The sequence below is a fragment of the Pontimicrobium sp. IMCC45349 genome (genome assembly GCF_047219225.1).
In the GTDB taxonomy this organism is placed as follows: Bacteria; Bacteroidota; Bacteroidia; order Flavobacteriales; family Flavobacteriaceae; genus IMCC45349.
Genome location: NZ_CP178208.1, coordinates 3,001,142 through 3,014,637, shown reverse-complemented (window position 1 = coordinate 3,014,637; position 13,496 = coordinate 3,001,142). Strand labels below are relative to the sequence as shown.

The following is a 13,496-nucleotide window of genomic DNA, read 5'->3' as shown; positions in this document are numbered from 1 at the left end:
TAAATAAGGTATAGTTTTTGAAATACTTCATTTGATTTACTATTTTTAATGCAGAAAGAAACGATAATATGGACGATAATTTTTCACCACGAGTAAAAGATGTAATTGCATATAGCAAAGAGGAAGCATTGCGTTTAGGCCATGATTTTATTGGCACTGAACATCTCATGCTTGGGCTTTTAAGAGATGGAAATGGGAAAGCTATTGATATTTTACATGCTTTAGATATTGACCTCAATCATCTAAGACGAAAAGTAGAAATACTAAGTCCTGCTAACCCAAATATTTCTGTAGCTTCTAATGAAAAAAAGAACCTACACTTAACTAGACAAGCAGAACGTGCTTTGAAAACTACATTTTTAGAAGCAAAACTTTTTCAAAGTACATCAATAAACACAGCACATTTATTATTATGTGTATTAAGAAATGAAAATGATCCTACAACTAAGTTGCTAAATAAGCTCAAAGTAGATTATGACAATGTAAAAGAACAATTCAAATTTATGATTACAAACGACGACGAATATATAGATACACCAAAAGCAGAATCTTTTTCGGATGACGAATCTACTTCAGATGATTCATCTAAAGAAAATCCTTTTAGCCAGTCTCCTACTCCAAAAGGAAGCAAAAAATCTAAAACACCAGTTTTAGATAATTTTGGTAGAGATTTAACAGCTATGGCTGAAGAAGGAAAATTAGATCCAGTTGTTGGTAGAGAAAAAGAAATACAACGAGTTTCTCAAATTTTAAGCAGACGTAAAAAAAATAATCCGCTTTTAATTGGTGAACCTGGAGTTGGTAAATCAGCCATTGCAGAAGGTTTAGCAAATAGAATTGTAAAAAGAAAAGTTTCTAGAATTCTATTTAATAAAAGAGTTGTAACGCTTGATTTAGCAAGTTTAGTTGCTGGAACAAAATACAGAGGACAATTTGAAGAACGCATGAAAGCTGTAATGAATGAACTTGAAAAGAATGATGATATTATTCTTTTTATTGATGAAATTCATACTATAGTTGGTGCAGGTGGTGCTACTGGAAGTTTAGATGCTTCAAACATGTTTAAACCTGCTTTAGCTCGTGGAGAAATACAATGTGTTGGCGCTACAACACTTGATGAATACAGACAGTATATTGAAAAAGATGGTGCATTAGAACGTCGCTTTCAAAAAGTGATTATTGAACCAACAAGTGTTTCTGAAACTATAGAAATACTTAATAACATTAAAGGAAAATACGAAGAGCATCACAATGTTGATTATACAGACGAAGCTATCGAAGCTTGTGTAAAATTAACCAATAGGTATATGACCGAACGTTTTTTACCAGACAAAGCTATTGATGCTTTAGACGAAGCAGGTTCGCGTGTTCATATTACAAATATTGATGTACCTCAGCAAATATTGGAACTTGAAAGACAACTTGAAGAAGTAAAAGAAACTAAAAAGACAGTTGTTAAAAAGCAAAAATACGAAGAAGCTGCTAAGCTTCGTGACGACGAAAAACGTATAGAAAAAAGCTTATCTGAAGCACAAGCTAAATGGGAAGAAGAAACAAAACTTCATCGTGAAGTTGTTACCGAAGAAAATGTTGCAGACGTTGTTTCTATGATGACTGGAATTCCTGTAAATAGAATTGCTCAAACAGAAAGTAACAAACTATCACAATTACCAGAATTAATAAAAGGAAAGGTAATTGGTCAAGATGAAGCAGTTACAAAGGTCGTAAGAGCTATTCAGAGGAATCGTGCAGGACTTAAAGATCCAAATAAGCCAATTGGGTCATTTATCTTTTTAGGTCAAACAGGAGTAGGTAAAACGCAATTAGCCAAAGTATTAGCAAGAGAGTTGTTTGATAGTGAAGATTCTTTAGTAAGAATTGACATGAGCGAATACATGGAAAAATTTGCAATTTCTAGATTAATTGGCGCACCTCCAGGATATGTTGGTTATGAAGAAGGTGGTCAACTAACCGAAAAAGTTAGACGTAAACCTTATGCTGTTGTACTACTTGATGAAATTGAAAAAGCACATCCAGATGTTTTCAATATGCTTTTACAAGTATTAGACGATGGTTTTTTAACAGATAGTTTAGGAAGAAAAATTGACTTTAGTAACACCATTATAATAATGACTTCTAATATTGGTGCCAGAAAATTAAAAGATTTTGGTACAGGAGTTGGTTTTGGCACTTCAGCTCAAAAATCTCAAGCGTCTGCAAATGCAAGAAGTGTTATAGAAAATGCACTTAAAAAAGCATTTGCTCCTGAGTTTTTAAACAGAATTGATGATGTTGTAGTATTTAATGTACTTGAAAAAGAAGATATCAATAAAATTATTGATATTGAGTTAGAGAAATTACTAGGACGCATCAAAGAACTTGGTTATACACTTAAATTAAGTAAAAAGGCTAAAGACTTTATTGCAGACAAAGGATTTGACCAACAATATGGTGCTAGACCATTAAAAAGAGCCATTCAAAAGTATATTGAAGATGCATTGGCAGAAGAAATAATTAAATCTCAAATACAAGAAGGAGATACTATTAAAATGGATTTAGACAAAAATACTTCAGAGTTAACTATTAAAGTAGAACGTTCTGAAAAACCTACAAATTCGTAATTAATTTATACTTAACACATAAGCCTCATTACTTTGTAGTGAGGCTTTTTTCTTGGAACTTATTTAACTTTTATGTAATTTTAAGTATGATTGATAGTATAAATTTTGATTTTGGCAAAGCTCAGATTTTCAAAGACTTTGTTGTTTTTGAAATGTTTGAAGGTGTTCATATAACACCAGAGCATAACCAAATATTAGAAGAAATTGTTGAACAATACTTTAAAGGTAGACCTTTTGTTTACATTACACACAGAAAACATTCCTATTCTGTAGATCCTTCTATATATTTTAAGACTTCAAAAATTGAAAACCTAGCTGGTTTTGCTGTTGTAGCTGGAGTACCTGTAGCCAAAGCAAATGCAGAAGTAGAAAAATTATTTTTAAGTAAACCTTTTGAAATTTTTAGAGATATTAATAGTGCTATTTCTTGGGCTAAACTCATTATTAACAACAAGCAAAAAGGTATTACTTCATCATAAAAACTCCTCTATTTTAAACCAATAAAATTAATAACCTTATAAAATAATAGTACTATCTAATAAGTCCACAAACACAGTAACATTCTTTAATACCAATTAATTAAAGTATTATAGAATCTCTTTAATTCTAATACAATTACATTTTCTTGTTTATTATAATAAACAATTATACTTACTATACTATTTCTTTAGACTATTAAAACAAAAAAAGCAGTCATTTTTCAATGACTGCTTTCTTTTTTAAAGAATTGAATTAAATCAATTCATATGATTATTAACGTCTTTTAAGTGTTGACGATACAATTTTCTTAGTAACCGAACCTTGACTCGTTGTTACTGTTACATAGAATAACTGATCAGCTCCTCTAGATAAATCTAGCTTAGTCTTACCTTTAGTTCCTCTAGTGTAATTATTATTTGTATTAGTCATTACTAATAGACCCTTAGTATCATAAACCTCAACTTTAACATCAGTATCGAAATCGAAGTTGTAACTAATAGTTACTTCCTTGTCAAATGGTACTGGATAAGCAGTAAAGTCTAGCTCAACTTGAGATTGTCTAGCAGTTTCATCCTCTGGTAATACTGTACCGTATCCAATATCGTTTCCAACATTATCAGCTTGAGGTACTTGATAATCATATCCTTCAGACCAAGTATAAGTAACACTACACTCACCTACATTTCCACAAGCATCAGTTGCAGTAAATGTTCTAACTAAAGTATAATTAGTCATATCATAACCTCCATTAGTATCACATGATAAGAAATTATCAGGGAAATCATAACCTTCAACATAATCATTAATATCACAAGATGGATTATATGTATCTACATCACTTGTATACACATCATAATTATAAGTAGCTCCATAATCAAAATACTCAGCTAATTCCCATCTACCGTCATTCATATCATATAGTAATGTGTAAGTATAGTATCCACCAGGGCTATTATCAATGCCACCTGCATAAGTTGCATAACCATTAATGTCATAACCTGTATGAGTTAATGTTATTACCCACCAACTTGTTGAGAATACCATTACATCTGCATTACCTCCTTGTCCAACTTCTGAAGTTAAATTATCTGTATAATCAAAAGTCATACCTTCTGGATCACAGTTGTCTGTGTAAGGAGCTTTATCAGCTAATCCATAAGGAACTCCAGTAGCAACATCTATTGTAGGATTTATTCCTAAATCCATATCTTCTGGACAATCTACTATTGGTGCCTCATCATCAATTACAACAAATGTACATACAAATCCTTCGTAAACATTACCACAAAGATCAGATACATCAAATGTTACAGATAATATAGCTGGACAGCTAGAGTTATCTTCAAACTTATCAACTACAGTAAACATTAAGTCTTCTTTAGAAGTACAGTTATCAGAAAAACAAGGCTCTAATCCTCCTAAGTCAGATGTCTTAAGACCAGCAACATTCCAAGAATCATAGATTCCTATAGTATCACCTAAGTTTAATGTAATATCTGCATCAGATGGACACATAGCACCCTGACTAGTATATAATGTCATAGTTTCGTTACTACAAACATCGTTCAATACTGGTGCGCTAAAGTCACCTCCATGATACCATAACTTCACTTCGTTTGCATAGTTACCACACTCATCACTAATAGTATAAGCAACGTCAAGTATCCACTTACAATCGTCACCATTAATATTAACTTCATGAGTTACTATTACATCACCACAGTTATCAGCATATAAACTTGCAATATATTCGTCGCTATAAATTAAGTTGTATAAATCTTCTCCTTCAGGGAAACACATGTCAATTTGGTTTTCACCTGTAGGAAGTTGACCTGTTAATTCTGGTGCAGTAGTATCTTGAACTGTTATTACTTGTGTTTCACTTACTGTGTTACCACAAGCGTCAGTTGACGACCAAGTTCTAGTTAATGTATAATTGTAATCACAATCACCATCAGTTCTAACTTCGTTAAACTCAACTTTAGCAGTTTCATCACAAGTATCTACAACAGTTACTTCTGCTGGCTCTAATTCTGGATCACTACACTCTAATGTTACATCAGCAGGAACACCTGATAATACTGGAGCTGTTTGGTCACTACCAGAGTAATACACCTTAACATCACCATAAGGGTTTCCACACTCATCCTCTACTGAGTAAATATGAATTACAGACCATCCACAGTCGTTACCAACTGGACTAGTAAATAAGCTTACAACAACATCTCCACATGCTTCATAGAATAATGCAGCAATCTCATCAGTTGTTGGAGGTACTGGCATCATATCGTAACATGCATCAATATCATTAATACTTGGAGGTACAACTCCTGTTAATACTGGAGCAATAGTATCCTCTATAGTAAATGTTGCTGTAGTTTTAGAGTCGTTTCCACAATCATCAGTAGCTGTGAATTCAACTGTAACAGACCCTGTCGCTGCACAATCATCAGATAATGCATCAAAGTTATTAGACCAAGTTACACCACTACAAATGTCTGATGCATATGCTCCTCCATTTGAAGCTAACCAAGCTTCTAATTCAGCTATATTACCATTTCCATCACATTCTACAGTTTCATCTTTAGCAGATGTATCTATACTTGGAGGAGTTGTATCCTCTATAGTAAATGTTGCTGTAGTTTTAGATGTGTTACCACATTCATCAGAAACAGTAAACTCTACAGTCGCAGATCCAGTCTCTCCACAATCATCAGATAATCCTGTGAAGTTATCAGACCAAGAAACACTTCCACATTGATCGTATGCATAAGCACCTCCTTGAGAAGCTAACCACGCATTTAATTGATCAACATTACCTTGACCATCACACTCTACTGTCATATCCATTGCTGGATAGTCAATAGTTGGTGCTGTAGTATCTTCAATTGTAAATGTTGCAGTTGTTATTGTTTCATTACCACAATCATCAGTAGCAATAAAATCAACTGTTACAGAACCAGTAGCTCCACATTCATCAGTTAAAGCACATAATTCTTGACCTCTAGCATTATTACCATTATCATCATCGTATCCACAATCGAAAGACCATGTCACGTCTGAACAATCATCAGAAGCAGCAGCACCTGCATAAGAATATAACCAGTTACTTAAATCTGTATAGTTACCTTGACCATCACATTCAACTGTTAAATCAGCAGCAGGAGTATCTATTGTTGGTCCTACAGTATCTTGAATAGTAAATGTAGCAGTTGTCTCTGTACTGTTTCCACAATCATCTGTAGCAACAAAATTAACTGTTACAGAACCTGTAGCTCCACATTCATCTGATAATTCACAAACATCATCACTTTCAACACTATAATCTATATCAATAGACCATCCTAATAATTCTCCTTGATCTCCACCAGCATCATCAAAGATACTTAATGTCCAATCTCCATTAGGACTTGATCCATTTGTCATCATATCAGCTAATAAATTAGCAAATAAATAACTTCCATCATTAGGAATAACAGAACAAACATTGTCTACACCTTCACACCCATCTAATTCAGTGTCAGCAAAATAAGCTCCAGCATCAGAGAATGTTATAGTAGTATTTGTAAGATCATCATTTCCATTAGACTCATTTTCACTAATTAAATCAATTGACTCACCTGTAGGAGCAGTTAATAAGATATTTAAATCTCCTCCCCAAGTATGAGTAATAGAAATTTCAACATTAGCATCATCTAAAGAAGCGCCATCTGGTACACCAGTGATTTCAGCCGTAGACGACATCGTTTGATTATCTAATATTTCAAAACCAGTTCCTGAAGCAGAAGCAGTTCCAGATACATTACCCTCACCACAATAGTAAGACCAAGTAACATCACTACATTCATCAGAAGCCATTGCTCCACCATTATTAGCTAACCAAGCTTCTAACTCAGCTTGATTTCCTTCACCATCACATTCTACTACCTCATCTTTAGCAACAGTATCAATACTAGGTGCAGTTGTATCTACAATTGTAAATATAGCAGTTGTCATTGCATAGTTACCACACTCATCAGTAGCAGTAAATACTACTGTAGCAGAACCTGTAGCTCCACAATCATCTGATAATCCTTCAAAATTATGAGACCAAGTTACACCAGCACAAATATCAGAAGCTAAAGCACCACCACTAGAAGCTAACCATGCATCTAATTGTGCTTGATTACCAGCACCATCACATTCTACTGTCATGTCTGAAGCATCTTGATCGATAGTTGGATCAGTTAAATCTTCAATTGTAAATGTAGCTGTAGTTGTAGAAGCATTTCCACAATCATCAGTAGCAGTAAATGTTACTGTTGCAGAACCTGTAGCTCCACAATCATCTGATAATGCATCAAAATCATGAGACCAAGTTACATCACTACATACATCTGAAGCCATTGCTCCTCCGTAAGATGCTAACCAATCGGCTAATTCAGCTTGGTTTCCTTGACCATCACATTCAACAGTCATATCTTCAGCTTGTACATCAATTGTTGGTGCAACAGTATCAACAACTGTAAATGTAGCTGTTGTCTTAGATGTATTTCCACAATCATCAGTAGCAGTAAACTCTACAGTTTCAGAACCTGTAGCTCCACAATCATCTGATAATCCTTGAGAATTATTAGACCATGTTACATTTCCACATAAGTCAGATGCAACAGCACCTCCATTATTTGCTAACCAAGCAGCAAACATATCATCAGAACTCATTACAATAGGACAAACAGCCACTAAAGATTCTACATTTGCTCCATCTTCTCTAAGTGTTCCAACACCTTCAGTATCATAAATTGTATATGATGTTTCTCCAACATAACAGAAATTACCTCCACAATCAGTGAATACTGTAGAAATAACAGCTCCATCAGAAACTGGGAAAGAAATCATATCACCTAATGAACCGTTATCTAATGTAATATCATCTAACACAACATTACCGTCAACTAGTACGTCTAATGTATTTCCATTCCATCCATCACCAAATGTATCAGCAAGTTGGATAGTATAAGAGCAATTACCATCGCTACTAATTGTACTACATTCAACAGTTTCATCTTGAGCTTCAACATCAATTGAAGGATCTGTTGTATCAACTATTGTAAACGTCGCAGTAGTTTTAGAAGAATTACCACAATCATCAGTAGCAGTAAACTCTACTGTAGCAGAACCTGTAGCTCCACAGTCATCTGATAATGCTTCATAGTTATTAGACCACTCTACATCACCACAAGCATCAGATGCAAAAGCACCTCCGTTAGAAGCTAACCAAGCTTCAAGTTGTGCTTGATTTCCATCACCATCACACTCAACAGTTTCATCTTTAGCAGATGTATCTATACTTGGTGCAGTAGTATCCTCTATAGTAAATGTAGCTGTAGTTGTAGAAGCATTTCCACAATCGTCTGTAGCAACAAAATTAACTGTTACAGAACCTGTTGCTCCACATTCGTCAGATAATTCACATATGTCACTTACATTTCCATCAGTACTTACTCTCCAAACATATGTTAAATGAGCAGCTTCATCATAAGGACAATTATCATTAACATAAGCTGATGTTGAGAAAGGCGCAACTCCGCCTTCATCTAGATAACCTGGCGCATTAGTATCTAAAGAGTAATCTTCAGCACCTTGAGAACAACCAACATAAACAGTATCTATCCATGCCATATGATTTATTGAGTTTGCATCAGTAGATGTTACATACTCAGAAGGTGAACCTCCAAATATTAATGCAGCAGCTTCTTTAGCATTATAAACTGCTGGATTTGTTGTCCAATGTTCTCCATCATGTATATAGAATGAACCAACATATTCTGGCTCTCCTTGTTCACCACCATTATGCCCACAATTATAAGACCATGTTACATCTCCACATTGGTCAGAAGCAGCAGCTCCACCAAAAGATGCTAACCAAGCGTCAAGTTGTGCTTGATTTCCAGCACCATCACACTCTACTGTCATATCTCCAGCAGGAGTATCGATTGTTGGATTAGTTGTATCTTCAATAGTAAATGTTGCAGATGTCTTAGATGTGTTTCCACACTCGTCCATAGCAGTAAATACTACAGATGCAGAACCAGTTGCTCCACATTCATCTGTTAAGCCTTCAAAGTCATTAGACCAAGTAACACCACCACAAAGGTCAGAAGCAATTGCTCCACCATTGTTAGCTAACCAAGCATCTAATTCAGCTTGATTACCAGCGCCATCACATTCTACAGTCATATTTTGAGCATTCTCATCAATTGATGGATTGCTAGTATCTTCAATTGTAAATGTAGCAGTTGTTGTAGAAGCATTTCCACAATCGTCTGTAGCAGTAAATGTTACTGTAGCAGAACCTGTAGCTCCACAATCATCTGATAATCCACTAAAATCATTAGACCAAGATACTTCATAAGAACAAACATCGTATGCATAAGCACCACCATTTGAAGCTAACCAAGCATCTAATTGTGCTTGATTTCCTTGACCATCACATTCAACAGTCATATCTTGAGCTTCTACTTCAAACATTGGTCCTTCAGTATCTTCAATTGTAAATGTAGCAGTTGTTTTAGAAGAATTTCCACAATCGTCATATACTGTAAACTCTACAGTAGCTGATCCAGTAGCTCCACAATCATCTGTTAAACCACTAAAGTTATTCTCCCAATAAACTTCACTACATGCATCAGAAGCATAAGCACCTCCATTTGACTCTAACCAAGCATTTAACTGCTCAATATTTCCTTTACCATCACATTCAACAGTTTCATCTTTTGCAGATGTGTCAATGTCTGGGTCAGTTGTATCTACAATTGTAAATGTAGCTGTAGTTTTTGAAGAGTTTTCACAATCATCATAAGCTGTAAACTCAACAGTTACAGAACCTGTAGCTCCACAATCATCTGATAAAGCTTCGAAGTTATTAGACCAAGATACATCACTACAAATATCTTCAGCAGTTGCACCACCATTCGACTCTAACCAAGCATTTAACTGAGCTAAGTTTCCTTGACCGTCACATTCAACTGTCATATCCATAGCATCCTCTATTTCAGGATCAGTTGTATCTACAATTGTAAATGTAGCAGAAGCTTTAGAATCGTTTCCACATTCATCAGTTACAGTAAACTCTACTGTTGCAGAACCTGTAGCTCCACAATCGTCTGATAATCCATCAAAATTATGAGACCATGTTACATCACCACAAATATCAGAACCACTTGCTCCAGCAAATGAAGCTAACCATCCATCTAAATCTGCTTGATTTCCAGCACCATCACACTCTACAGTTAAATCACTAGGATAAACATCTATAGAAGGAGCTGTAGTATCAACTATTGTATAAGTAGCAGTAGTAGAAGCACTATTTCCACAGTCATCAGTAGCAGTAAATGTTACTGTAGCTGAACCTGTTTCACCACAATCGTCTGATAATCCATCAAAGTCATTAGACCAAGTTACATTACCACATAAATCTCCTGCAGTTGCTTCTCCATTATTATTTAACCAATCATCAATTGATGAAGGTGTTTGTCTATTTACATCGCTATTGTTATACTCTCCACATTCAACAGTTACGTCTTTAGCAGGCTCCAAAGAAGGAGGAGTTGTATCTTCAATATAGAAAGTAGCAGCAGTTGAAGAGCTTAATCCACAATCGTCTGTTACTGTAAACAATACAGTTACAGAGCTTGTTAATCCACAATCATCAGTAGAACTTTGCTCTACATAAGACCAAGTTACTTCTGAACAATTGTCATAAGCTTCTGCTCCACCATTATCAGCTAACCAAGCTTGGTAAGCATCAACATTTCCAGTACCATCACACTCAACTGTCATATCTTGTGCAGAGTTTGTGATAGGAGGACTATCTACATCTTGAATAGTAAATGTTGCAGTAGTTTTAGAAGTGTTACCACAATCATCAGTAGCTGTAAATTCTACAGTAGCAGAACCTGTTGCTCCACAATCATCAGATAATCCATCAAAATTGTTAGACCAAGTTACATCACTACAAATATCTTCAGCTGTAGCTCCACCATTTGATTCTAACCAAGCTTCTAACTCAGCACCATTTCCTTGACCATCACAATCAACTGTCATATCCATAGCATCTTCTATTTCTGGACCTTCAGTATCTTCAATTGTAAATGTAGCAGATGTTGAAGCAACATTACCACATTCATCAGTAGCTGTAAATTCTACAGTTACCGAACCAGTTGCTCCACAATCATCAGATAATGCTTCAAAATTATGAGACCAAGTAAAGTCACTACAAGCATCTTCTCCTGTAGCACCACCATTAGATTCTAACCAAGCATTTAATTGTGCTAAGTTACCTTGACCATCACATTCTACAGTCATGTCCATTGCATCTTCTAATTCTGGTGCTGTATTATCTTCTACATCAAAAGTACCTTTCCATACAGAAGAGTTTCCACAATCATCAGTTGCAATAAAATCAACAAAATATCTTACAGAAAGACCACAATTATCTTCTTCTATTACAGTATAAGACCAAGTAACATTACCACAGTTATCAGTAGCAGTTGCTCCACCATTACTATCTAAGTACGCTTGGTACTCATCTACATTACCAAGACCATCACATTCAGCTTCTTCATTTTTACCTGGCTCAATTACTGGAGGTGTATTATCTTCTACAGTAACAGTTTGAGTTGCCTCAATAGTTCTCCCACACTCATCTGCATATTGGTAGTGTACTAAAAACTCTCCACAGCTTCCTTCAAAAGCATCAGGAGTTCCTTGTACTTCTCCATTTATAGCACAAGCTCCAGCAGACACACCATTACTATATGATAATGACTGTGCTTGGAAAGTACTTAAATCATCACAATTAATTGTATAATCTTGAGGTACAGCAAACTCAGCAGGTGGTGCTGGTAAAACTGTAATTGTAATACTATGAGATGTTGAATTACCGCAATCGTCAGTAGCAGTCCAAGTTCTAATTACATATCCACCTTCACAAGCTAATCCTAAATTAGTATAATCATCTTCAGAAAGTGCATATAATCCTTTATCACCTTCAGTACAATTATCTGTAAATTCTAAACCATCTTTATCAGCAGGAATATCATCAATACATGATACTGTTATATCTCCAGGTAATTCAACAAATACTGGATCTTCAGTATCTGCTCCTGAAAAATGAAGTACTATATCATCAGCTCTATTACCACAATCATCTTCGATTGTATAAGTAACAAATCCTTTCCATCCACAATCAGTACCTTTAAATGCAGGTGTTTTTGTAACATTAACATTACCACAAACATCAGTAAACAACGCAGCAACTTCTTCAGCAGAAGGTCCGTCAGGATGCTCATCATAACATACATTTAATCCAGATTCACCAACTGGTAAAACTGCATTTTTTGCTAATTCTGGAGCTAAAGTATCTCCACCAGAATAAGTAATATTTACTGAGTCAGCATAATTACCACAATCATCTACAATTGCATAAGTATAAGTTACTGACCACTCACAATCTGTACCAACTGGATCACCAGATTTAACAACGTTTACTGCTCCACAATCATCCTCATATAAAGCAGCTATTTCTGCTTCCGTTGGACCTTCAGGAATGTTTTCAAAACAAAGGTTCATATCCTCTCCACCAGATGGAATTGCATTTGGATCTAAAGCTTTTGGTGCAGTAGTATCCCCACCTTCGTAAGTTACTTTAAATTCAACATCTAAATCACCACAAATTACTTGATAAGTGTAAATGGATTGCCATCCACAATCATTACCTTGTAGGTTTTCAGAGATTATGACATTAATGTCATTTCCTTCACACTGACTAGCATAAAGAAAAGCAACTTCTTCTTCTGTAAATCCAGAAGGACGTTCGTCGATACATACTTCGTAAAAGGTACTCCTTTCTACCGAAGATGTTTGTGCAAACATTGACCCTACGCTAAACGAGAAAAACATGAGAAGCAATACTGCCTTCATGTTAACTGCCCTAATAGCCCTAAAACCAATGCTACAACAAGTTAAATTAGTAATTGAGTGCCAAAATGACATCCAACTACTTTTGGTAAAATTGTTCATAAACATAACATTTAGATTTAATTAAAATTATTTACATTTTTTTAATAGCTTTTACACTATTACACAACTAAGCTCAAAAAAGAACATAGTAGATAAGGGGTTGATAGAATATTTCTACTAAAAAAAGATTACTTTTTAAAGTAAAAACAAACTAATTTTTGACACTTGCTTATGCAAGAATCAAATCAATAAAATGTGCTAAAAATCAATTAATTGTTGTGCTATTAAACAATTATTCTGAGTGTAAGAAACAATTAAAATAACTCGCGAAAATCATAATAATTGAAAAAAACTTGTAACCAAACTTATCACAGTTAATTACATAAATCAAAA

3 protein-coding genes are annotated in these 13,496 nt (G+C 34.8%); 2 read left to right on the top strand and 1 reads right to left on the bottom strand.

Features of this window, described 5'->3' with window-relative positions; all coding sequences use genetic code 11:
- The first annotated feature begins 68 nt into the window (after positions 1 to 68).
- Both ACLII3_RS13975 and ACLII3_RS13970 read left to right on the top strand, forming a co-directional pair.
- Positions 69 to 2,621, top strand: a complete 2,553-nt coding sequence (locus tag ACLII3_RS13975) for an ATP-dependent Clp protease ATP-binding subunit (RefSeq protein ID WP_412984853.1) — start codon at positions 69 to 71, stop codon at positions 2,619 to 2,621.
- A gap of 86 nt (positions 2,622 to 2,707) precedes the next feature.
- Positions 2,708 to 3,100, top strand: coding sequence for a hypothetical protein (locus ACLII3_RS13970; protein ID WP_412984851.1), 393 nt, complete (start codon positions 2,708 to 2,710; stop codon positions 3,098 to 3,100).
- A gap of 274 nt (positions 3,101 to 3,374) precedes the next feature.
- Here the strand turns inward: ACLII3_RS13970 and ACLII3_RS13965 are convergent, their stop codons facing one another.
- Entirely contained in the window at positions 3,375 to 13,163 is a 9,789-nt protein-coding gene (locus tag ACLII3_RS13965; RefSeq protein WP_412984850.1) for a proprotein convertase P-domain-containing protein, read from the bottom strand.
- Positions 13,164 to 13,496 lie beyond the last annotated feature (333 nt).

What these genes read in the sequence shown, in the direction of transcription:
- ACLII3_RS13975 (WP_412984853.1), top strand. Translation starts at nt 69, where the DNA reads ATGGACGATAATTTTTCACCACGAGTAAAAGATGTAATTGCATATAGC.
- ACLII3_RS13970 (WP_412984851.1), top strand. Translation starts at nt 2,708, where the DNA reads ATGATTGATAGTATAAATTTTGATTTTGGCAAAGCTCAGATTTTCAAA.
- ACLII3_RS13965 (WP_412984850.1), bottom strand. Translation starts at nt 13,163, where the DNA reads ATGAACAATTTTACCAAAAGTAGTTGGATGTCATTTTGGCACTCAATT.